This is a genomic window from Streptomyces sp. SCPE 10, from assembly GCF_051980735.1.
Lineage (GTDB): Bacteria > Actinomycetota > Actinomycetes > Streptomycetales > Streptomycetaceae > Streptomyces > Streptomyces misionensis.
The window spans coordinates 2,236,860-2,258,442 of sequence record NZ_CP197069.1 but is presented as its reverse complement, the minus strand read 5'-3'; the positions used below and the strand labels follow the sequence as shown (position 1 = coordinate 2,258,442).

24 protein-coding genes and 1 riboswitch are annotated in these 21,583 nt (G+C 73.0%); of the genes, 14 read left to right on the top strand and 10 right to left on the bottom strand.

Annotation, left to right across the window (positions count from 1 at the left end):
• The first annotated feature begins 97 nt into the window (after positions 1–97).
• The 6 genes from ACSP97_RS10630 to ACSP97_RS10605 all read left to right on the top strand — a co-directional run bounded on the left by ACSP97_RS10630 (position 98) and on the right by ACSP97_RS10605 (position 5,190).
• The gene (locus ACSP97_RS10630; protein WP_440557253.1) at positions 98–895 is read left to right on the top strand and encodes a metallophosphoesterase family protein; all 798 of its coding nucleotides are present in this window, start codon (positions 98–100) and stop codon (positions 893–895) included.
• A 125-nt stretch (positions 896–1,020) separates the two neighbouring features.
• On the top strand, positions 1,021–1,458 hold the full coding sequence (locus tag ACSP97_RS10625) for an SRPBCC family protein (RefSeq protein WP_070028626.1): 438 nt from the start codon (positions 1,021–1,023) through the stop codon (positions 1,456–1,458).
• Positions 1,459–1,576: 118 nt separating this feature from the next.
• Positions 1,577–2,749, top strand: a complete 1,173-nt coding sequence (locus tag ACSP97_RS10620; RefSeq protein WP_355531639.1) for an ArsA family ATPase — start codon at positions 1,577–1,579, stop codon at positions 2,747–2,749.
• A 57-nt stretch (positions 2,750–2,806) separates the two neighbouring features.
• The gene (locus ACSP97_RS10615) at positions 2,807–3,298 is read left to right on the top strand and encodes a DUF5304 domain-containing protein (RefSeq protein WP_355143917.1); all 492 of its coding nucleotides are present in this window, start codon (positions 2,807–2,809) and stop codon (positions 3,296–3,298) included.
• Positions 3,299–3,365: 67 nt separating this feature from the next.
• Positions 3,366–4,319 carry an ROK family glucokinase gene (locus tag ACSP97_RS10610; RefSeq protein ID WP_070028623.1) on the top strand — a complete coding sequence of 318 codons (954 nt, stop codon included), beginning with the start codon at positions 3,366–3,368 and terminating at the stop codon, positions 4,317–4,319.
• A gap of 103 nt (positions 4,320–4,422) precedes the next feature.
• On the top strand, positions 4,423–5,190 hold the full coding sequence (locus ACSP97_RS10605) for an endonuclease/exonuclease/phosphatase family protein (RefSeq protein WP_355143915.1): 768 nt from the start codon (positions 4,423–4,425) through the stop codon (positions 5,188–5,190).
• Between the two features lie 46 nt (positions 5,191–5,236).
• Here the strand turns inward: ACSP97_RS10605 and ACSP97_RS10600 are convergent, their stop codons facing one another.
• Positions 5,237–5,854 (bottom strand): hypothetical protein, encoded by a 618-nt coding sequence (locus tag ACSP97_RS10600; protein ID WP_358304508.1) that lies wholly within the window; start codon positions 5,852–5,854, stop codon positions 5,237–5,239.
• Positions 5,847–6,626, bottom strand: coding sequence for an alpha/beta hydrolase (locus ACSP97_RS10595; RefSeq protein WP_355143911.1), 780 nt, complete (start codon positions 6,624–6,626; stop codon positions 5,847–5,849). Before ACSP97_RS10595 ends, ACSP97_RS10600 begins: the two co-directional genes overlap by 8 nt.
• Positions 6,627–6,810: 184 nt before the next feature.
• Here ACSP97_RS10595 and ACSP97_RS10590 point away from each other — a divergent pair, with 184 nt between their 5' ends.
• From ACSP97_RS10590 to ACSP97_RS10575, 4 genes are all read left to right on the top strand, one after another.
• A complete protein-coding gene (locus ACSP97_RS10590) occupies positions 6,811–7,557 on the top strand; it encodes a lysophospholipid acyltransferase family protein (protein ID WP_355145058.1) in 747 nt (248 codons plus the stop codon).
• Between the two features lie 50 nt (positions 7,558–7,607).
• Positions 7,608–8,822 (top strand): MacS family sensor histidine kinase, encoded by a 1,215-nt coding sequence (gene macS / locus ACSP97_RS10585; protein WP_355323475.1) that lies wholly within the window; start codon positions 7,608–7,610, stop codon positions 8,820–8,822.
• Positions 8,819–9,496: a response regulator transcription factor gene (locus ACSP97_RS10580; RefSeq protein ID WP_355143907.1), complete on the top strand. Its 678-nt coding sequence runs from the start codon at positions 8,819–8,821 to the stop codon at positions 9,494–9,496. The genes macS and ACSP97_RS10580 overlap by 4 nt, the downstream gene beginning before the upstream one ends.
• 111 nt (positions 9,497–9,607) lie before the next feature.
• A complete protein-coding gene (locus tag ACSP97_RS10575; RefSeq protein ID WP_355143905.1) occupies positions 9,608–10,636 on the top strand; it encodes a 6-phosphofructokinase in 1,029 nt (342 codons plus the stop codon).
• A 63-nt stretch (positions 10,637–10,699) separates the two neighbouring features.
• Here ACSP97_RS10575 and ACSP97_RS10570 read toward each other — a convergent pair whose 3' ends face one another.
• Positions 10,700–12,559 (bottom strand): anthranilate synthase family protein, encoded by a 1,860-nt coding sequence (locus tag ACSP97_RS10570; protein WP_355143903.1) that lies wholly within the window; start codon positions 12,557–12,559, stop codon positions 10,700–10,702.
• A 98-nt stretch (positions 12,560–12,657) separates the two neighbouring features.
• A complete protein-coding gene (locus ACSP97_RS10565) occupies positions 12,658–12,714 on the bottom strand; it encodes a trp operon leader peptide (protein WP_146468532.1) in 57 nt (18 codons plus the stop codon).
• Between the two features lie 105 nt (positions 12,715–12,819).
• Here ACSP97_RS10565 and ACSP97_RS10560 point away from each other — a divergent pair, with 105 nt between their 5' ends.
• Both ACSP97_RS10560 and ACSP97_RS10555 read left to right on the top strand, forming a co-directional pair.
• Positions 12,820–14,175, top strand: coding sequence for a class II 3-deoxy-7-phosphoheptulonate synthase (locus ACSP97_RS10560; RefSeq protein WP_070028615.1), 1,356 nt, complete (start codon positions 12,820–12,822; stop codon positions 14,173–14,175).
• Between the two features lie 149 nt (positions 14,176–14,324).
• A complete protein-coding gene (locus ACSP97_RS10555; RefSeq protein WP_355143901.1) occupies positions 14,325–14,552 on the top strand; it encodes a (2Fe-2S)-binding protein in 228 nt (75 codons plus the stop codon).
• A 2-nt stretch (positions 14,553–14,554) separates the two neighbouring features.
• Here ACSP97_RS10555 and bfr read toward each other — a convergent pair whose 3' ends face one another.
• Positions 14,555–15,070 (bottom strand): bacterioferritin, encoded by a 516-nt coding sequence (bfr, locus tag ACSP97_RS10550; protein ID WP_355143899.1) that lies wholly within the window; start codon positions 15,068–15,070, stop codon positions 14,555–14,557.
• A 177-nt stretch (positions 15,071–15,247) separates the two neighbouring features.
• Here bfr and ACSP97_RS10545 point away from each other — a divergent pair, with 177 nt between their 5' ends.
• Complete coding sequence (locus ACSP97_RS10545; protein WP_070028613.1) at positions 15,248–15,880, top strand: sulfite oxidase-like oxidoreductase; 633 nt, start codon at positions 15,248–15,250, stop codon at positions 15,878–15,880.
• 4 nt (positions 15,881–15,884) lie between these two features.
• Here the strand turns inward: ACSP97_RS10545 and ACSP97_RS10540 are convergent, their stop codons facing one another.
• From ACSP97_RS10540 to thiO, 5 genes are all read right to left on the bottom strand, one after another.
• Positions 15,885–16,763, bottom strand: coding sequence for a deoxyribonuclease IV (locus tag ACSP97_RS10540; protein ID WP_355323472.1), 879 nt, complete (start codon positions 16,761–16,763; stop codon positions 15,885–15,887).
• Between the two features lie 57 nt (positions 16,764–16,820).
• Positions 16,821–18,734: a Stk1 family PASTA domain-containing Ser/Thr kinase gene (pknB, locus tag ACSP97_RS10535; RefSeq protein ID WP_358273454.1), complete on the bottom strand. Its 1,914-nt coding sequence runs from the start codon at positions 18,732–18,734 to the stop codon at positions 16,821–16,823.
• A 134-nt stretch (positions 18,735–18,868) separates the two neighbouring features.
• On the bottom strand, positions 18,869–19,663 hold the full coding sequence (locus tag ACSP97_RS10530) for a thiazole synthase (RefSeq protein WP_355143891.1): 795 nt from the start codon (positions 19,661–19,663) through the stop codon (positions 18,869–18,871).
• Positions 19,664–19,666: 3 nt separating this feature from the next.
• On the bottom strand, positions 19,667–19,882 hold the full coding sequence (gene thiS, locus ACSP97_RS10525; protein WP_355143889.1) for a sulfur carrier protein ThiS: 216 nt from the start codon (positions 19,880–19,882) through the stop codon (positions 19,667–19,669).
• On the bottom strand, positions 19,879–21,048 hold the full coding sequence (gene thiO / locus ACSP97_RS10520) for a glycine oxidase ThiO (protein WP_355531627.1): 1,170 nt from the start codon (positions 21,046–21,048) through the stop codon (positions 19,879–19,881). Before thiO ends, thiS begins: the two co-directional genes overlap by 4 nt.
• Positions 21,046–21,157: riboswitch (TPP riboswitch) on the bottom strand. (Overlaps the previous gene by 3 nt.)
• A gap of 53 nt (positions 21,158–21,210) precedes the next feature.
• Between thiO and ACSP97_RS10515 the strand changes: the two genes are divergently transcribed.
• Positions 21,211–21,561 carry a hypothetical protein gene (locus tag ACSP97_RS10515; protein WP_070028607.1) on the top strand — a complete coding sequence of 117 codons (351 nt, stop codon included), beginning with the start codon at positions 21,211–21,213 and terminating at the stop codon, positions 21,559–21,561.
• Positions 21,562–21,583 lie beyond the last annotated feature (22 nt).

Genomic DNA, 21,583 nt, shown 5'->3' with positions numbered 1-21,583 from the left:
TCGCGCACAGTAGTCCACGGCCGCTCCGACCGGCGAGTAACCGCAGGCCAAGACCTGCACTGTTCACGTGCACCGCACACGCCTACGCTTGATCGTCATGGCATCCACACCACCTCGAAGCACCCGGACCCGCGTCCACGTGGTCAGTGATGTGCACGGCAACGCCCGGGACCTGGCGCGGGCCGGCGAGGGTGCCGATGCCCTGATCTGCCTCGGTGACCTCGTGCTGTTCCTCGACTACGCCGATCACTCGCGCGGCATCTTCCCCGACCTGTTCGGCGAGGAGAACGCGGACCGCATCGTGGAACTGCGCACCGCCCGGCGCTTCGAGGAGGCCCGCGCGTTCGGGGCCCGGCTGTGGGCCGGCATCGACGGGGACCGGTACGCGGCCATCGAGAAGGCGGTGCGCAAGCAGTACGCCGAACTGTTCGCCGCCTTCCCCACACCGACGTACGCCACCTACGGCAATGTCGACATGCCGCCACTGTGGCGGGAGTACGCCCGGGTCGGCACCACCGTGCTGGACGGGGAGCGGGTGGAGATCGGCGGCCGGACCTTCGGCTTCGTCGGCGGGGGACTGCGCACCCCGATGCGGACGCCGTACGAGATCGACGACGAGGAGTACGCCGCGAAGATCGAGGCGGTCGGGGAGGTCGACGTGCTGTGCACGCACATCCCCCCGGAAGTGCCGGAACTGGTCTACGACACGGTCGCGCGCCGCTTCGAACGGGGGAGCCGGGCGCTGCTGGACGCCATTCGCCGCACCCGGCCCCGCTACGCGCTTTTCGGCCATGTTCACCAGCCGCTGGCACGGCGGATGCGGGTCGGCTCCACCGAGTGCGTGAACGTGGGCCACTTCGCGGCGACGGGCAGGCCCTGGGTTCTGGAGTGGTGACGGGCGGCGACCGGAGACGGGGTGAAGGGGGCAGGTCGGACGCACGGTAGCCTTCACGCTGCACACACGTGCGCAGCGAGCGCACGCAAGAGTCTCTTCGGTCCGCATCTGGAGGAGCCACGGCGATGGCGGAACACACCAGTTCGAGCATCACGATCGAGGCGGCTCCGGCCGACGTCATGGCGGTGATCGCCGACTTCGCGCGCTACCCGGACTGGACCGGCGAGGTCAAGGAGGCGGAGGTCCTCAAGACCGACGAGCGCGGGCGCGCCGAGCAGGTGCGGCTCGTCATGGACGCGGGCGCGATCAAGGACGACCAGACGCTGGCGTACACCTGGAGCGGGGAGAACGAGGTCTCCTGGACGCTGGTGAAGTCCCAGATGCTGCGCTCGCTCGACGGGTCCTACCTGCTGAAGCCGGCGGGCGCGGGCGCCACGGAGGTCACCTACCGGCTCACCGTGGACGTCAAGATCCCGATGCTCGGCATGATCAAGCGCAAGGCCGAGAAGGTCGTCATCGACCGCGCCCTGGCGGGCCTGAAGAAGCGCGTCGAGTCGGCCTGACCTTTCCCGGGGCCGCGCCCGGGACGCGCGCGGCCGCGGAGCGCCCCCGCGCTCCCGGGCCGCCGTACCGAGCCGTCCCCGGCTGCCCCGCGGGGGCTTTCCGTTACGGTTCAGCCTCATGCGTACCATCCTGATCACCGGGCCGGGCGGCAGCGGCCGTACGACCGTCGCCGCCGGGACCGCGCTGCGGGCCGCCCGGGAGGGCAGCCGGACGTTGCTGCTGAGCGCCGACCGCACCGACACCCCGGGCGCGGTGCTGGGCACGGAGACGGGTGCCGCGCCCGTCGAGGTCCGGCCGGGCCTCACCGTCTGGCGCCCGGACGCCGCCGCCGGTTTCCGGCAGGACCTCGCCGACTTCCAGGCCCGCGCCGCGAGCGTCCTCGACCTGCTCGGCGCGTCACGGCTGGACGCCGAGGAGGTCACCCCGCTGCCCGGTGCCGAGGAGCTGACCTTCCTGCGCGCGCTGCGGGACGCCGCGCTGTCCGAGAACCACGACCTCCTCGTCGTCGACCTGCCGGCCCTCCCCGAGGCCCTCGCGCTGCTCGCCCTCCCCGAGGAACTGCGCCGCTACCTGCGCCGCCTGCTGCCGCCCGAGCGCCAGGCCGCCCGCGCGCTGCGCCCCGTCCTCGGCCGGCTGGCCGGCGTGCCCATGCCCGCCGACTGGCTGTACGAGACGGCCGCCCGCTGGGACACCGAACTCGCCGCCCTCGAAGCCGTGCTCAACGACCGGCACACCGCCGTGCGCCTCGTCGCCGAGCCCGGCCCGGCCGGCACCGCCGCGCTGCGCACCGCCCGCCTGGGCCTCGCCCTGCGCGGACTGCGCACCGAGGCACTGATCGCCAACCGCACCCTGCCCGACGCCGCCCCGGACTCCTGGCTCGCCGGACTCCTCGCCCAGCAGCGCGCGGCCGTCGAGGAGTGGCGGGGCGCCTACGACGTCCACCCTGTGCCGCACCTCGGCCGCGACCCGCGCGGCACCGACGACCTCACCGCGCTCGCGGTCCCCGCCGTCGAGCCCGCCACCCCACCCGTCGAGTGGACCGTCGCCGACCGGATCGCCGAGGACGGGGTGCTGGTCTGGCACATCCCGCTGCCCGGCGCCATACGGGAGGAACTCGACCTGATCCGGCGCGGCGACGAACTGGTGATCACCACCGGCCCCTTCCGCCGGATCGTTCCGCTGCCCTCCGCCCTGCGCCGCTGCACCGTCTCCGGGGCCGGGCTGCGCGAGGGCGAGCTGCGGGTGCGCTTCGCCCCCGACCCCGGTCTGTGGCCCGCCGCGGCACGGTGAACCGGGGCCGCCCGTTCGGGTACCGTCGTAGGGGCGAACCGCAGTCAGGAGGCCGCCATGAGCGAAGAGCGCCCCGCAGAACCGCACGAGGAGCCGCGGGTGAGCGACGCCGACGCCTGGGCCACGGCCTGCGCCGAGGACCTGGAGGCCGAGAAGGCTCGCCGGCGCACCACGTACGGCCCGCCGCCCGGCTCCGCCGCCGAGGAGCTGAAGAGGCTCGTGGACACGGTGGCCGACAAGCTGTCCGGCCTCCAGTCCCCCCTCCTCGGCCTCGCCGGACCGGCCGCCCAGCAGATGGTCAGGCAGGCCGTCCAGCAGGCGAAGGCGGCCGTCGAGCCCGTCATAGAGCGCAATCCCGACGTCTTCGACCACCTCGCGGCCGCGGGCGGCGAACTGCTCGCCGCCTACCGCTCCGCCGTCCGCGCCCAGGAGCACCGCTGGACCTCCGGCACGTCCGGCCTCGCGGACGAATGGCGCGCGGACCGGCCGGGCGACGGCGGCGACCGGGGCGAGGGCACCGGGCCCTCGGAGCGCATCGACCTGGACTGAAGCCCTCGTCCGCAAGGGCCTCGGGTACGGTTGGCCGTAGCGGGGCTCGACCGAAACTGAGGGATTCATGGGACTCACCATCGGCGTCGACATCGGCGGCACAAAGATCGCGGCCGGGGTGGTCGACGAGGAAGGCAACATCCTCTCGACCTTCAAGGTGCCGACCCCCACCACGCCCGAGGCCATCGTGGACGCCATCGCCTCCGCGGTGGAGGGCGCGCGTGCCGGGCACGAGATCGTCGGCGTGGGCATCGGTGCGGCCGGTTACGTCGACCGGCAGCGCTCCACCGTCTACTTCGCGCCCAACATCGACTGGCGCAACGAGCCGCTGAAGGAAAAGGTCGAGGCCCGCACCGGCCTCCCCGTCGTGGTCGAGAACGACGCCAACGCCGCCGCCTGGGGCGAGTACCGGTTCGGCGCCGGCAAGGGCCACCGCAACGTCATCTGCATCACGCTGGGCACCGGCCTCGGCGGCGGCATCATCATCGGCAACAAGCTGCGCCGCGGCCACTTCGGCGTGGCCGCCGAGTTCGGCCACATCCGGATGGTGCCGGACGGCCTGCTGTGCGGCTGCGGCTCGCAGGGCTGCTGGGAGCAGTACGCCTCCGGCCGCGCCCTGGTCCGCTACGCCAAGCAGCGCGCCAACGCCACCCCCGAGCGGGCCGAACTGCTGCTCTCGCTCGGCGACGGCACCCCGGACGGCATCGAGGGCAAGCACATCTCCATGGCCGCCCGGCAGGGCGACAAGGTCGCGGTGGACTCCTACCGCGAGCTGGCCCGCTGGGCCGGCGCCGGCCTCGCCGACCTCGCCTCCCTCTTCGACCCCTCCGCCTTCATCGTCGGCGGCGGCCTGTCCGACGAGGGCGACCTGGTGCTCGACCCGATCCGCAAGTCGTACAAGCGGTGGCTGGTCGGCGGGAACTGGCGGCCGGTCGCCGATGTGATCGCCGCGCAGCTGGGCAACAAGGCGGGCATGGTCGGCGCGGCCGACCTGGCCCGTGAGCCCGACCCGGTCATGTAAGGAGCCACCCGGCCCGGCGGCGGGGGCCGTGTCCCGGCACGGCCCCCGCCCTCGGGGCGCCCTCGGTCGCCCGCGCCCGAGGGCGCGGCGTACATTGATCCACATGGCGCCGCTCCCCAACTCCTGCACCGAACCCGACGGTTCGGCCGTCATCCGCGTCCTGAGCTACAACATCCGCTCACTGCGCGACGACACCGACGCCCTCGCGAGGGTGATCACCGCCTGCGCCCCCGACCTGGTCCTGATCCAGGAGGCGCCCCGCTTCTTCCGCTGGCGCAAGAAGCTCACCCGGCTGGCCGCGGCCTCCGGGCTGGTCCTCCTCACCGGGGGCGGCACCGCGGCCGGACCCGCGGTCCTCTGCTCGCTGCGGGCCACCGTGGAGCGCACCGAGGACGTGCTGCTGCCGCTCACCCCCGGTCTGCACCGGCGCGGTCTGGCCACCGCGGTGGTCCGCTTCGGCGGCGCCCGCCTCGGCGTGATCAGCTGCCACCTGAGCCTCGACGGCCGTGAGCGCTACGCCCAGGGCGGGCTGCTCCTGGACCGGCTCGACCAGCTCGGCGTGGAGCACGCCGTCGTGGGCGGCGATCTGAACGAGGGCCCCGAGGGCCGCACCTTCCGGCTGCTCGCCGGCGCCCTCCAGGACTGCCGCGACGTGGCCCCCTGGGGCGGCGAGGAGACCTGGACGCACGGCGGGCCCCACCGCCGTATCGACGCGGTGTTCGCCACCAAGGGCGTCGAGGTGCTCGGCTGCGGGGTCCCGCTGGACCAGCCCGGTGTCACCCGAGCCGACCTGGCCGCCGCCACCGACCACCTCCCGGTCCTGACCGCCCTGCGCATCCCGGCCGCCCAGCGGGCCGAGGCCGGTTCCTGAGCCGGTTCTGACCGCCACGGGCGGACGGCCCCCTGGACGCCGGTCCCTAGACGACGGCCCCGCGCCCCGGGTCGTCGTCCTCGTCGTCGTCCGTCCGCATCCGCGCCACCAGCGTGGCGAAGCCGCCGAGGAAACCGCCGATGCCGGCGGTCGCCAGCCACCAGGTCATGTCCCAGCCGAGCAGCACCGCCAGCAGGAGCAGGACGGGTCCGCCGACCACACCGAGCCACGCGAACTTCGCGGTGGTGTCGGCGGTGGGCAGCGGCGGCGGCTCGGGCGGTACGAAGTGCCCCTCGTCGTCCTCGTCGAAGTCGCCCTCGGACGGCTTCGGCGGCCGGTGGTCGCGGGGGCCGACGCCGGGCGCGAAGGAGACGGAGCCGCCCAGCGGCCGGGCGGGCCGCTGCTCCCCGGAGCCCTCGTTGTGGGGCGGCGCGTCCTTCTTTCCGGGCGCGTCCTGCTCCGCGGGCGCGTCCTTCTCCAGCAGCGCCAGGTCCTCCACCGGTTTGAAGGGCCTGGCCCCCGGCGGGTCCGGCGGTTCCTCGCCGTACCCGGCGACGATGGCCCGCCAGGCGGCGTCCTCGTCGAAGGGCATGCCCTTCCCGTCGGGCTCGCTCCGGCCCTCGTGGTCCTCGCGGCCCTCGGGACCGGTCTCGTGCTCAGCCAACTGCGGCCGTCCCTTCCTCGCCGAGACTCGGTGCGAGCCGGCCGATGAAACCGAGGCTCTCCTCGAAGATCCGGTCCGCGTCCACATCCAACGTCGCGACGTGGTAGCTGTGTTCCAGCACGATCTCGCGGACGTCCGTGGACGAGATCCGGCCGAGCACCCGGGCGGAGTCGACCGGCGGGACCACATGGTCCTGGGCGCTGCGCAGCAGCAGCAACGGCTGGGTGACCCGCGGCAGCTCACCGTCCAGCCGGTGCAGGAACCGGCGCAGCGAATGCGCCGCGTGCAGCGGCACCCGGTCGTAGCCGATCTCCGCCGCGCCCCCCAGGGCGATGTCGCTGGCGATGCCCTTGGTGGTGCGCACCAGGTGCCGGGCGACGGGCAGGGCGTACGCGGACAGACCGTGGATCTTGTTGGCCGGATTGACGACGACCACGCCGTCGATCCGCCCGCCGTGCAGCGCGGCCAGCCGCAGCGCGAGGGCCCCGCCCATCGACAGACCCGCCACGAACACCCGGGAGCAGCGCTCGGCGAGCAGCCGCAGCTCGCGGTCCACCTCCGCGTACCAGTCCTGCCAGCCGGTGAGCTGCATGTCCTCCCAGCGCGTGCCATGGCCGGGCAGCAGGGGCAGCGAGACGGTCAGGCCGTGCGCCGCGTGGTGCTCCGCCCAGGGGCGCAGCGACTGGGGGGAACCGGTGAAGCCGTGACAGAAGAGGACGCCCACCTCCCCGCCTGCGTGGCGGTACGGCTCGGCTCCAGGGAGAACCGGCACCTTCGACGCTCCTGTTCCGGGGAAGGGCCCCGCCGTCGGCCGGCCGGGGCGTGGAGAACTCGCGGATGTGCTTCACCGTACGCGACCGCACGGACACCGACCAGGGCCGTCGGGTCCATCGGGCGCCTCGGGGGTTAAGGTCTGTTCGACGGAAACGGGAGGCACACGGGTGTTGTACGGCACGATGAAGGTCGCCATCGGGGGGCCGTTGAAGCTCGCCTTCAGGCCCTGGGTCGAGGGCCTGGAGAACATTCCGGCCGAGGGCCCCGCCATCCTGGCCAGCAATCACCTGTCCTTCTCGGACTCGTTCTTCCTGCCGACGATGCTGGACCGCAAGGTCACCTTCATCGCGAAGGCCGAGTACTTCACCACGCCCGGAGTGAAGGGGCGGTTGACCGCCGCGTTCTTCAAGGGCGTCGGCCAGCTCCCGGTGGACCGCTCGGGTGCCCGCGGCGCCGGCGAGGCCGCGATCAAGAGCGGTATAGAGGTGCTGGAACGCGGTGAGCTGTTCGGCATCTACCCGGAGGGCACCCGCTCGCCCGACGGCCGGCTCTACCGGGGCAAGCCCGGCGGCCTGGCCCGCGTGGCGCTCGCGACCGGCGCCCCGGTGATCCCGGTGGCCATGATCGACACCGAGAAGATCCAGCCGCCCGGCAAGGTGATGCCGAAGCTGATGCGCCCCGGCATCCGCATCGGCAAGCCTCTCGACTTCAGCCGCTACCAGGGGATGGAACACGACCGCTTCGTCCTGCGCGCGCTGACCGACGAGGTCATGTACGAGATCATGAAGCTCTCCGGCCAGGAGTACGTCGACATGTACGCCACCGCCGCCAAGCGGCAGATCGCGGAGGCGGCCAAGGCGGCCAAGGAAGCGGAGAAGAACGCCAGGGAAGCGGAGAAGGAAGCCGGGAAGGAAGCGGGCGGCAGGTAGCCGCGGGGGCCCGGCGGGGGGCCGGGGGACGGTGGAAAAAAAGGGGGGACATGGCCGGGCGCGAGCGTGTGCTGAGGATGTCGGTGGAGCTGCCGCTGTGGCGGGCGCTCGCCGGGTACCGCGTGCTGACCATGCTGTACGCGGCCGGGCTCTGCGTCACCTCGTACGAGGACTACACCCGCCCCTGGATCGCGGTCGGTTACGACGCCGTGCTGGCCGTGTGGACGCTGGCCACCCTGCCCCGGGTACGCAACGCGGCGAGCTGCACCAGGACGTTCCTCGCCGTCGACCTGGCCATCGCGCTCGCCGGCATCCTGCTCACCGCGTTCGCCGACACCCACCAGCGGACCGCGGGCGGCCCCACGTTGCCGACCATATGGACCGGCGGCGCGGTGCTCGCCTTCGCCGTCAAGGGCGGCTGGCGTTGGGCCGCCGCCGTCTCCGTGGTGGTGGCCGCCGCCAACCTGGCCGAGCGCGGCCAGGTCGCCAAGGACACCCTGCACAGCCTGATCCTCGTCTGCATCGCCTCCGTCGGCATCGGCTACGTCGTGGAGGTGGCCCGCGCCTCCGAGCGCACCCTCGCCCGCGCCCTGGAGATCCAGGCGGCGACCCGGGAGCGGGAGCGGCTGGCCCGGGACATCCACGACAGCGTGCTCCAGGTCCTGGCGATGGTGAAGCGGCGCGGCACCGCCCTCGGCGGCGAGGCGGCCGAGCTGGGCCGGCTGGCCGGGGAGCAGGAGGTGGCCCTGCGCACCCTGGTCTCCGGCGGACTGCCGCCCGTCGCCCGGATCCCCGCGGACGGCGCCGTCCCGGCCCGCGAGGAACCGGCGGAGCGGGGCCCGGTCGATCTGCGCACCCTGCTCGCGCCCTTCGCGCGCGACCGGGTGACCCTGGCCGAGCCCGGCGCCCCGGTGCCCCTGCCGCCGTCCGCGGCACGGGAGTTGGCCGCGGCGGTCGGCGCCGCCCTGGACAATGTGGAGCGGCACGCGGGCGAGGGGGCGCGGGCCTGGATCCTGCTGGAGGACGAGCCGGAGGAGATCGTGGTCACCGTCCGGGACGACGGACCCGGCATCCCCGAGGGCCGGCTCGCCGAGGCCGAGGACGAAGGGCGGCTCGGCGTCGCCCAGTCCATCCGGGGCAGACTGCGCGACCTCGGCGGCAGCGCCGAGCTGATCTCGGTGCCCGGGCAGGGCACCGAGGTCGAACTGAAGGTACCGAAGGGCGCCGTGGCGGCGCGGGGGAAGAAGAAGGCGGAACAGCGATGACACAACAGCGGGACCCGATCAGGGTCATGGTGGTGGACGACCACCCCATGTGGCGCGACGCGGTCGCCCGGGACCTGACCGAGTCCGGCTTCGAGGTGGTCGCCACCGCGGGCGACGGCGAGCAGGCCGTGCGCCGCGCCAAGGCCGCCGGCCCCGACGTCCTGGTCCTCGACCTCAATCTGCCCGCCAAGCCCGGCGTCCAGGTGTGCAAGGAACTGGTCGCCCACAACCCGGCGTTGCGCGTCCTGGTGCTGTCCGCGAGCGGGGAGCACGCCGATGTGCTGGAGGCCGTGAAGTCCGGTGCCACCGGTTACCTGCTGAAGTCCGCCTCCACCGGGGAACTGCTGGACGCGGTCCGCCGGACGGCCGCCGGCGACGCGGTGTTCACCCCGGGCCTGGCCGGGCTGGTGCTCGGCGAGTACCGGCGCCTGGCCGCCGAACCGGCGCCCGCGCCCGACACCGACGCGCCGGGCGCACCCCGGCTGACCGAGCGGGAGACGGAGGTGCTGCGGCTGGTCGCCAAGGGCCTGAGCTACAAGCAGATCGCCGAACGCCTCGTCATCTCCCACCGCACGGTGCAGAACCACGTCCAGAACACCCTCGGCAAGCTCCAACTCCACAACCGGGTCGAACTGGTGAGGTACGCGATCGAACGCGGCCTGGACGCGGGGTAGTCCGGTTCGGGACGCAATGCTCCCGATTCACCCGTCCCGCCTCTCCCGATGTGACGCGCATCACCATTAGCGTGACAAAGCGTCAGGCAATGCGGGCGAAGGGACATTTCCATGCGGGTCGGAGTACTCACCGGAGGCGGCGACTGCCCCGGGCTCAACGCCGTCATCCGGGGCGTCGTACGCAAGGGCGTGCAGGAGTACGGCTACGAGTTCGTGGGCTTCCGGGACGGTTGGCGGGGCCCCCTCGAAGGCCGCAGCGTCCGTCTCGACATCCCCGCCGTGCGCGGCATCCTGCCCCGCGGCGGCACCATCCTCGGCTCCTCGCGGACCAACCCCCTCAAGGAGGAGGACGGCATCCGCCGGATCAAGGACAACCTGGCCAAGCAGGAGGTCGAGGCGCTGATCGCGATCGGCGGCGAGGACACCCTCGGGGTCGCCGCCCGGCTGTCCGGCGAGTACGGCGTGCCCTGCGTCGGCGTGCCCAAGACCATCGACAACGACCTGTCCGCCACCGACTACACCTTCGGCTTCGACACCGCCGTCAACATCGCCACCGAGGCCATCGACCGGCTGCACACCACCGCCGAGTCCCATATGCGGGTCCTGGTCTGCGAGGTGATGGGCCGACACGCCGGCTGGATCGCCCTGCACTCCGGTCTGGCCGGCGGCGCCAACGTCATCCTCATCCCCGAGCAGCGCTTCGACCTCGACCAGGTGTGCGCCTGGATCACCTCCCGCTTCAAGGCGTCGTACGCCCCGATCGTGGTGGTCGCCGAGGGCGCCATGCCGAAGGACGGCGAGATGGTGCTCAAGGACGAGACGCTGGACTCCTTCGGGCACGTCCGGCTGTCCGGGGTCGGCGAGTGGCTGGCCAAGGAGATCGAGAAGCGCACCGGCAAGGAGGCCCGCACCACGGTCCTCGGGCACATCCAGCGCGGCGGCACCCCCAGCGCCTTCGACCGCTGGCTCGCCACCCGCTTCGGGCTGCACGCCGTGGACTGCGTGCACGACGGCGACTTCGGCAAGATGGTCGCCCTGCGCGGCACCGACGTCGTGCGCGTGCCCCTCAGCGAGGCGACCGCCAAGCTGAAGACCGTCGACCCGAAGCTGTACGACGAGGTCGGGGTGTTCTTCGGCTGAGCCGGGGCGAACGCCCCGGGGCCGCGGGCCGGCACACGGCCCGCGGCCCCGGGACCGGCCGCCTCACACGGCGCTCGCGCCGCGCAGCCGGCCCAGCAGCTCCGCGACGATCGCCGCCCCGTCGAGCGTCAGCACCGACTCCGGGTGGAACTGCACACCGGCGTACCCGGGCCCGCGCAGGGCGTGCACCTCGCCGTTCGCCGCCCGGCTCACCTCGATGCCGCGCGCGGCCAGCTGCCGCGCCGTCTCCTCGTCGCAGCGGGCCGTGAAGCTGTTGTAGAAGCCGACCGTCTGCGGGCGTCCGAACAGCTCGATCCGCGTCTGCGCCCCCTGGTACGGCACCTCCTTGCGGACGATCGCCAGGCCCAGCTCCGCCGCGATCAGCTCATGGCCCAGGCACACGCCCAGCACCCCGTGCCGGTGCTCGCGCAGCACCACCGCCGTCAGCTCCCGCAGGAACCGCATCTTCGGGTCGGCCAGGTCGCCGGGGTCGCCGGGACCCGGGCCCAGCACCACCGGGCCCTCGTGCGCGAGCACCGCATCCCGCAGTCCCGGCTCGTCGTACCGCCGCACCGTCACCTCCAGCCCCGCCGAACGCAGCAGATGCGCCAGCATCGCCGTGAAGGTGTCCTCGCCGTCCACCACCAGGGCGTGCCCGGTCACCTCGGCGGCCGGCTGCTGCATCCGCAGCCAGAACGGGGCGAGCGAGGCCCGCCGCCCGTCCAGCGCGGCCCGCACCCGGGGGTCGTCGGCCAGCCGGGGCAGCTCCCGCTCCGCGCGCGGCCGGCCGGGGCGCACCCCGAGGGCCGCCAGCACGCCCGCCGCCTTCGCGTGGGTCTCGGCCACCTCGCCGGCCGGATCGGAACCGCGCACCAGCGTGGCCCCGACCCCCACCCGCAGCCGCCCGGCCGCGTCGACGTCGGCGGTACGGATCAGGATGGGGGAGTCCAGGGTCTGCGCGCCGCCCGCGTCCCGGCCGAGCAGGGCCAGCGCACCGGCGTAGTACCCCCGGCCCCCGGTCTCGTGGCGCTCGATCACCCGGCACGCGTTCTGCACCGGCGACCCGGTGACCGTCGCCGCGAACATGGTCTCGCGCAGCACCTCCCGCGCGTCCAGGGACGACCTCCCGCGCAGCTCGTACTCGGTGTGCGCGAGATGCGCCATCTCCTTCAGCCGGGGCCCGACGACGACCCCGCCCATGTCGCCGACGGTGCACATCATCTTCAGCTCCTCGTCGACGACCATCGACAGCTCCTCGATCTCCTTGCCGTCGGCGAGGAAGTCCAGCAGCCGCTCCGGGGTCGGCCCCTCGGCGGGATAGCGGTAGGTCCCGCTGATCGGGTTCATCACGACCGTCCCGCCGGACATCCGCACATGCACCTCGGGGCTCGCCCCGACCAGCGTCCGGTCCCCGGTGTGCACCACGAACGTCCAGTACGCGCCCCGCTCGCCGGCCAGCAGCCGCCGGAACAGCGCCAGCGCGTCGGCGCGGCCGAAGCCGGGGACCGTGCCCTCGTACGTGCGCCGGATCACGAAGTTCGCGCCCTCGCCCCGGCCGATCTCGTCCGCGAGCACCCGCCCGACGATCCCGGCGTACTCCTCGTCGCCGACGTCGAAGCCGCCGCCCTCGACCCGCACCGCGTGCCCGGGCAGCTGCGCGAGCGCCTCCTCCAGCGGGATCTCGCAGGACTCCTCGGGGGTCAGCACCAGCAGCGGGGTGCCGTCGTCACGGACGTCGAAGCCGCGCTCGCGGATCTGCCGGAACGGCACCAGGGCGAGCCCCTCGTCCGGCAGCTCGGCGAGCCGCTCCCGGCTGGTCACCGGGCCGATCAGCACCTCCACCGGGTGCTCGGCGCGGCCGGGGACACGGCGGCGCAGCAGGGCGAAGGGGCGGGGGTCGGACAACAGGTCCATCAGGTCCACGGGTCGGTCTCCTACTCGGTCGGATGAGGAGAGGAACGACCCGGAAAACGCCGAAGGCCGCCCCTCGGGCGGCCTTCGCGAAGTCTGGGTACGCGCGATCAGCGGGCCGCCGGATGAGCGGTCCACCACCAGTTCTGGTTGGAAAGCGCGAACATGCGGACGACCCTACCGCACCCGGCGGCTGTCCACGCAGCAGTCGTCGCGTCTCACTTTTCGGGCGACTCGTGGAACTCGGGACATGACCCCGTAATGTTTACGAGGTGACCGTGAACGCTGATTCCCATGCCGTCGCCGCCGAGGCGACCTGGCGAGACCTGCCCGCGGCGCAGCAGCCCGAGTACCCCGACGCCGAGGCTCTGCGCGCAGTGATCGCGGACCTCGAGTCGTATCCGCCGCTCGTCTTCGCCGGCGAGTGCGACCAACTGCGCGCCCGGATGGCGGCCGTCGCCAAGGGCGAGGCGTTCCTGCTCCAGGGCGGCGACTGCGCCGAGTCGTTCGACGGCGTGGGCGCCGAGCAGATCCGCGCCAAGCTCAAGACGCTGCTCCAGATGGGCGCCGTCCTCACCTACGCGGCCTCGGTGCCCGTGGTGAAGGTCGGCCGGATCGCCGGGCAGTACTCCAAGCCGCGCTCCAAGCCGACCGAGACCCGCGACGGCGTGACCCTCCCGGTGTACCGGGGCGACTCCGTGAACGGCTTCGACTTCACCGAGGCCAGCCGCATCCCGGACCCCGAGCGGCTCAAGCGGATGTACCACGCCTCGGCGTCCACGCTGAACCTGGTGCGCGCCTTCACCACCGGCGGCTACGCCGACCTGCGCCAGGTGCACGCCTGGAACCAGGACTTCGTGAAGACCTCGCCCTCCGGCCAGCGCTACGAGCAGCTGGCCCGCGAGATCGACAACGCGCTGAACTTCATGCGGGCCTGCGGCACCGACCCGGAGGAGTTCAAGACCGTCGAGTTCTTCTCCTCGCACGAGGCGCTGCTGCTGGACTACGAGTCCGCCCTGACCCGGGTCGACTCCCGCACCGGCAAGCTGTACGACGTCTCCGCGCACATGGTGTGGATCGGCGAGCGCACCCGGCAGCTGGACCACGCGCACATCGAGTTCGCCTCGAAGATCCGCAACCCGATCGGCATCAAGCTCGGCCCGAACACCACGGCCGAGGAGGCGCTGACCTACATCGACCGCCTCGACCCCGAGCGGGAGCCGGGCCGGCTGACCTTCATCGTCCGCATGGGCGCCGACAAGATCCGCGACCGGCTGCCCGAGCTGGTGGAGAAGGTCACGGCGTCCGGCGCGACGGTGGCCTGGGTGACCGACCCGATGCACGGCAACACCTTCGAGGCGGCCTCCGGTCACAAGACCCGCCGCTTCGACGACGTGCTCGACGAGGTCAAGGGCTTCTTCGAGGTGCACAAGGCGCTCGGCACCCACCCGGGCGGCATCCACGTCGAGCTGACCGGCGACGACGTCACCGAGTGCGTGGGCGGCGGCGACGAGATCTTCGTCGACGACCTGCACCAGCGCTACGAGACGGCCTGCGACCCGCGGCTCAACCGCAGCCAGTCGCTGGACCTGGCGTTCCTGGTCGCGGAGATGTACCGGGACCAGTAAGGCGGCTCCCGGAGCTGTGCTGGGGCGCGGATCACATGCGATCCGCGCCCCTCGCTCTTTTGCGGTCGCGAAGCGACGGGTAAGGTTAGGTTTGCCTCACCGGGAACGGGACGGCAAAGATCGACGATCCCGTCGAAAGGTGGGTCCGCGTGTACGTCTGCAGCTGCTTCGGCATCACCGACGCCGAGGTCAGGCAGCATGCGGAGGACGGCGCCTGCACACCGCGTCAGATCGCCTCCGCGTGCAAGGCCGGCACGGACTGCGGCCGCTGTGTACGGCGCATCCAGGCCCTGCTCGGCCGGGGCGCCTGCCCCCGCCGTGAGCTGATCGAACAGCGCGCCCCGGTGTCGCTCGACCGGCTGGACGACGCCGCCTAGGCTCAGTTCGAGAAACCGCCGGTGCCCGGCCCCGAGGGATCCGGCTGGCTCTGCTCGATCACCGTCGACAGGTACAGCGCCTCGCCCAGCTTGTCCACGAGTTCCAGCTGGGTGTCCAGGTAGTCGATGTGGTGCTCCTCGTCGGCCAGGATCGCCTCGAAGATGTTCGCGGATGTGATGTCGTCCTTGTCGCGCATGATCTGCACGCCCCGGCGCAGCCGGTCGATCGCCTCGACCTCGATCTGCCGGTCGGCCCGGAACATCTCGGTCACCGTCTGCCCCACCTCGATGTGGGAGAGCCGCTGGTAGTTCGGCAGCCCGTCGAGCAGCAGGATGCGGTCGGTCAGGATCTCCGCGTGCCGCATCTCGTCGAACGACTCGCGCCGGGTGTACTCGGCGAGCTTCGACCACCCCTTGTGGTCCTGGATCTTGGAGTGCAGGAAGTACTGGTTGATCGCCGTGAGCTCGGCGGTCAGCTGTTCGTTGAGCAGTTCGATGACCTCGGGGTCGCCCTGCATCGCAGCGGCTCCTTCCACACGGGGAGAACGGGGGGAGGTGTGCGCCGCATGATTGCATCGGCGGCGAAGATCGTCCAGTAAGTGCGGACTTAGTAAATGTGCTCGCAAATGATGCTCTTTGCCCGTTTCCGGGAGGGTGGGGCGAGGGCACCGTCCGGGGTCTGTCAGGATGGACACATGGGTCATCCGGTGGAGCGAGAGTCTGGAGCGGCGGCAGGGTCCGAGCTTCCGCCGGGGCAGCGACTCCAGCGCGGCTGGCCCGTCACGCACTACGGGCCCGTCCCCAAGTTCCGGCCCGAGCGCTGGGACTTCCGGGTCTTCGGCGCCACCGCCGACGGCGACAAGCACGGCTGGACCCACGAGGAGTTCACGGCGCTGCCGTACACCACCGTGGTGGCCGACCTGCACTGCGTGACCAAGTTCAGCATGCTCGGCGCGGAGTGGGGCGGCGTGCCGGCCGGCGCCGTCGTGGACCTCGCCCCGCCCGCCCCGGACGTCACCCACGTGATGGTCTGGGCGGAGTACGGCTTCAGCTCCAACCTGCGCCTGACGGACTTCCTCGCCGAGGGCACCCTCTTCGCCACCCACAAGGACGGCGAGCTGCTCACCGCCGAGCACGGCTTCCCGGTCCGCCTGATCGTGCCCCATCTGTACGCCTGGAAGGGCCCCAAGTGGGTGCGGGGCGTGGAGTACATGACCGCCGACCGCCGCGGCTTCTGGGAGGAGCGCGGCTACCACAACATCGGCGACCCCTGGAAGGAACAGCGCTACTCCTACCAGGAGGAACCGGGCGACGGCCCGGAGCTGTGAGGTCCTAGCCGTCCCTGAGGCGCTTGAGCCGGGCCACGTCCGCCGCGTGGCCCTCCTTGCCGCCCGGGGTCTCGATGACCAGCGGGACGCCCGCGGTCGCCGGGTGGTTCATCAGCGCGCGAAAGGGCTCCTCGCCGATGTGGCCGGAGCCGATGTTCTCGTGCCGGTCCTTGTGCGCGCCGACCACGTCCTTGGAGTCGTTGGCGTGGATCAGCTTCAGCCGGCCCTCGCCGACGGTCTCCACCAGCAGGTCCAGCGTCTGGTGCATGCCCGCCGGGCCGGTCAGGTCGTGGCCCGCCGCGAAGATGTGGCAGGTGTCCAGGCAGACGCCCAGCTTGGGGTGGGCGTCCAGCGCCTCGAAGTACGGCCCGAAGTCCCAGGTCCGCGAGCACAGCGAGGCGCCCTGGCCGGCGGTGGACTCCAGCAGCAGGAACGGGTCGTCGTCATGGGTCAGCTCGTCCAGCAGCGGCAGCAGATGCGCGCGCACCTGCTTCAGCGCCACCTCCCGGGCCCGCCCGCCGGTCGCGCTGCCGGTGTGCACCACCACGCCCAGCGCGCCGATCTCCCGCCCGCGCCGCAGCGAGTGCCGCAGCGACTCCACGGACCGCTCCACGGTCGCCTCGGTGTGCGAGCCGAAGTTGATCAGGTAGGGGGCGTGCACGTACGCCGGGACGGACTCCTCGGCGCAGGCCGCGCGGAACGCCTCGTCCTGCTTGGGGTTCCCGGGCGGGGTGGCCCAGCCGCGCGGATTGGCCACGAAGACCTGCACGGTCTCCGCCCGCAGCGCGCGGGCGTACGACAGCCCCACGGAGTGCAGGCCGCCGGCCACCGGGACGTGACCGCCGACGGGATTGCGGGGCGGGGAGGACTGAACGGGACTCACCCGTTCAGGGTGTCATGCCCGCGGGTGCCCCCGGACCGCGGTCCCGGGTGAACCCGGTCACCGGATGGTGATGGTGATCGTGGACCCCTTGGGCGCGGTCGCGCCGCCCTCGACCGACTGCTTCTTCACGGTGTCGCCGAACAGCCCGAGCAGCCCGCGGTCCTCGTTCACCTTGAACCCGGCGTCCTCCAGGGCCCGGTGCGCGTCGTCCACGCTGTCGCCGGTGACGTCCGGGACCTCGATCATCTGCGGGCCCTTGGACAGGGTGAGCGTCACCGTGTCGCCCCGGGCCGCCTGCCCGCCGTCGCCGGGGCTCTGCCGGGCGACCTTGCCCTTGTCGTACTCGGAGTTGACCTGGGTGCCCGCGATCCTCACCTTCAGCCCGGCGTCGGTCAGCTCCTGCCGGGCGTCGGCCGGGTCGTCGCCGGTGACGTCCGGTACGTCGACGGGGCTGCCCTTGCTGACGGTCAGCGCGATCGCGGAGCCCGCGTGCCGCGCGGTGCCCGTGCGGGGGGTGGTGGCGATCACGGCGCCCTGGTCGACCTCGTCGCTGAACCGCCGGGTGACCATGCCCGGCTCCAGACCGGCCGCCTTCAGCCGCGCCCGCGCCTTGGCCAGCGGCAGGCCGGCGAGGTCGGGCACCTTCACCGTCTCCGGTCCGAGCGAGACGGTCAGCGTCACCGCGTCGTGGTCGCGGATGCGGGCCCCGGGCTTCGGATCGGTGCCGATCACGGCGCCGCGCGCAACGGTGTCGTCGTAGGCCCGCTCGACCTTGCCGACATGGAGCCCGGCCTGTTCCAGCCGGTCCCTGGCCTGTGCCTCGGTCTTCGTCAGCAGCGGCGGGACCTTGGTGAACTGGCCCGAGTTGATGTACCAGACCCCGGTGCCGGCGCCGAGCACCAGCAGCACGGCGACCGCGACGGTGAGGATCAGCCGCCGGGGCCGGCGCCGCGGCGGTACGGGGGGGCCCTGGAACCGGGCGGTGTGGCCGACGCCGTCGACCGGGTCCCCGTCGACGGGCAGCGGGCGGGGCACGGTCAGCGCGCGGGGGATCACGCTCGTACGGTCGTCCGCGTTGTCGTGCTCCACGGACCTCGCCTGCGGCGGTACGGCGTCCAGCTGCTCCTCGGTCAGCGTGGCGCGGGCCTCGCGGGCCTGGGCGAGCAGCGCGACGGCGTCGCCCGGGCGCACCTCGGGGGTGCGCGCGGTGGCCGCCGCGACCAGCGCGTCCAGCTGCGGCGGCAGCCCCGGCACCAGCGCCGACGGCGGCGGCACGTCCTCGTTGACGTGCCGGTAGAGAACTTGGGCGGGGGTGTCCCCGGAGTGCGGCTTGGCGCCGGTCAGCATCTCGTAGAGGACGACACCGCAGGCGTAGACGTCCACGCGCGGGTCCGCGGTGCCCTGGTCGAGCTGCTCGGGCGCGAGATAGGCCACGGTGCCGAGCACGGAACCGGTCGTACTGGTCACCGTGTCCACCGAGCGCACCAGCCCGAAGTCGGCGACCTTGACCCGGCCGTCGTCGCCTATCAGCACGTTCTCCGGCTTCATGTCGCGGTGCACGAACCCGGCCCGGTGCGCGGCGCCGAGCGCGGCGAGGACCGGCTCCAGGATGTCCAGCGCGGCCCGCGGGCGCAGCGCACCGCGCTCGCGCAGCACGTCCCGCAGGGTGCAGCCGGGGACGTACTCCATCGCCATGTACACAAAGGACCGGTCGGTCCCCTGGTCGAAGACCTGCACCACATTGGGGTGGTCGAGCCGGGCCGCGGACTTGGCCTCCCGGATGAACCGCTCCACGAACGCCCCGTCGGCCGCGAGCGCCGGATGCATCACCTTCAGCGCGAGCACCCGGTCCAGGCGGGTGTCCAGGGCCCGGTACACGGTGGCCATCCCGCCGGCCGCGATCCGCGCGTCCACGCGATAACGACCGTCGAGCACCTGCCCGACGAGAGCGTCCTGAAGGGTCGTATCCACATCGGCGAGTCTACGAGCCCGCACGGCCTCCACCGGCCCGCCGACGGCCCCCGCCCCGGTATTGCAGCGGGGCTGTGACGCTTCCCACCACGGCTCCACCGCTGTGTGACGGGCCGATCACGCCGCCCGCGGGCTCAGAACGCGGGCCGCTCGGGGTCCAGCGCGGCCAGCCCGTCCGCGGGGGAGGACGCCTGGGCCCAGTACCGCCGCGGGATCCGCCCCGCCAGCCGCGCCAGCCGGCCCGCCGACACCGCGTGCCGCATCGCCGCCGCCATCAGCTCCGGCTCCTGCGCGCGCGTCACCGCGGACGCCAGCATCACCCCGGCGCAGCCCAGCTCCATCGCCAGCGCCACGTCCGACGCCGTACCGGCCCCCGCGTCCAGGATCACCGGCACCCCGGCCCGCTCCACGATCAGCTGGAAGTTGTGCGGGTTGCGGATGCCGAGCCCGGACCCGATCGGCGAGCCCAGCGGCATCACCGCGGCGCACCCCACGTCCTCCAGCTTCCGCGCCAGCACCGGGTCGTCGTTGGTGTACGGCAGCACCGTGAAGCCGTCGTCCACCAGTGTCTCCGCCGCGTCCAGCAGCTCCACCGGATCGGGCAGCAGGGTCCGCTCGTCGGCGATGACCTCCAGCTTCACCAGGTCCGTGCCCAGCGCCTCCCGCGCCAGCCGCGCGGTCAGCACCGCCTCGCCGGCGGTGAAGCACCCCGCCGTGTTCGGCAGCACCCGGATGCCGAGCTTCTCCAGCACCGACAGCACCGAGCCGTGCACGGAGGGATCCACCCGCCGCATCGCGACGGTCGTCAGCTCCGTCCCGGAGGCGACCAGCGCCCGCTCCAGCACTTCCAGGCTGGGCGCCCCGCCGGTGCCCATGATCAGCCGCGACCCGACGGCCGTACCGCCGATGACCAGGGAATCGTCCGCCATGGCTCAGCCCCCCTGCACCGCGGTGAGGACCTCGACCCGGTCACCCTCGGCGAGCGCGGTGCTCGCCCACCGGGTGCGCGGGACGACGGTCTCGTTGACGGCGGCCGCCACCCCGGAGGGGGACCGGACCAGCGACCGTACGACGGTGTCGAGGGCGGTGCCGGGGGAGACCTGACGGCGCTCCCCGTTGACGGAGATGGTGAACGGTACGGCGGTCATGCGGGCTGCTCCATGAGGACGGCGCCGAAGCGCTGCGGTGTGAACGGACGGGCCTCCTGCGGCAGCTCGCCGTCGCCCAGCAGCCGCCCCATCACATCTCCGGTGACCGGCGTGAGCAGCACCCCGTTGCGGTGGTGCCCGGTGGCGAGCAGCAGCCCGTCGAGGCCGGACGGGCCGAGCAGCGGCGCGTTGTCCGGGGAGCCGGGACGCAGCCCGGCGCGGGTCTCGGTGAGCGGCAGCTCGGTGATGCCCGGCACCAGCTCGTGGGCGTCGCGCAGCAGCTCGTAGACCCCGCCCGCGGTGACCGTCGTGTCCCAGCCCAGCTCCTCGCTGGTGGCGCCGACGACCAGCTCGCCGTTCTCCCGGGGCACCAGGTACACCTGCCCGCCGCGGACCACGGCCCGCACGGTACGGCTGAGGAAGGGCGCGTACCGCTGCGGCACCGTCAGCCGCAGCACCTGCCCCTTCACCGGCCGCACCGGCGGCAGCACCTCCCGAGGCACCCCCGCGAGCCGCCCGCTGAGGCTGCCGCCCGCGAGCACCACCCGCCCGGCGGTGAGCGCCGTGCCGTCCGCCGTGGTGACCCCGGCGGCCCGGCCGCCCGCCACGTCGAGCCGTTCGGCCCACACCCGGTGGAAAACCACCCCGGCCCGCTCGCACGCGGTCAGCAGGGCCGCGGCGAGCCGGCGCGGGTCGATCTGGTGGTCGCCGTCGACCCGCAGCCCGCCGCGCACCCCGGGCGCCAGCATCGGCTCCAGGCGGCGGCACTCCCGCCCGGACAGCCACTGCGACTCCAGGCCGCAGCGCTGCTGCAGGGCGTGCAGTTCCCGCAGATGGGCGCGGTCGTCGGCGTCCAGCGCGACCGCGAGCGTGCCGCACCGGCGGTAGCCGAGGTCCCGGCCGCTCGCCTCGGTCAGCTCGGCCGCGAACTCCGGGTAGCGGCGCGCCGAGCGCAGGTTCAGGGCGAGCAGGGTCTCCTCGCCGTAGTGCAGTTCGGTGACCGCGGCCAGCATCCCGGCCGCGACCTGGGCGGCCCCGCCCCCGGGCGCGGGGTCCACCACGGCGGTGGCGAGCCCGCGCTGCGCGGCCCGCCAGGCCGTGACCAGGCCGATGATCCCGCCTCCGACGACAAGGACGTCGGATGTGTCGGACGTACGTGACGGCATGGGCGTCCAGCCCCTCCCTTCGCCGGCATGACCCGGATCAGGTTCGTACGGTCGGAGGCCGCCAGCCTCCCTCTCAGCCCGGTGCGTCCGGGCTCCCGCGAGTGCTTGTACGGTGGCCACCCTAGCCCGCACCCCTCCTCACCCGTAAGGGAGCCCTCGCTCATGGCCGTGTCGTTGGACGGACTCCACCTCGCCCCCGTCGCGGACCAGTCCGCGGGTCAGGTGGGCACCCGTACCCGGTTCGCGTACCACGAGGAGGACGGCGCGGTGTGGGCCGAGTACCGGGGCGGCGACATCGTCCGCGGCCATCTGGTCGGCACCCGCGAGGGCGACCGGCTGGACTTCCGGTACGTCCAGCTGAGGACCGACGGGACGACGGCCTCGGGGCACTGCGTCTCCACGGTCGTGGAACTGCCCGACGGCCGGGTGCGCCTGGAGGAGACCTGGGAGTGGGAGTCCGGGCCCGGCTCCGGCACCAGCGTTGTGGAACAGCTCACCGAGGACGCACGCTGACTGACTGATCGTCACGTGTCTA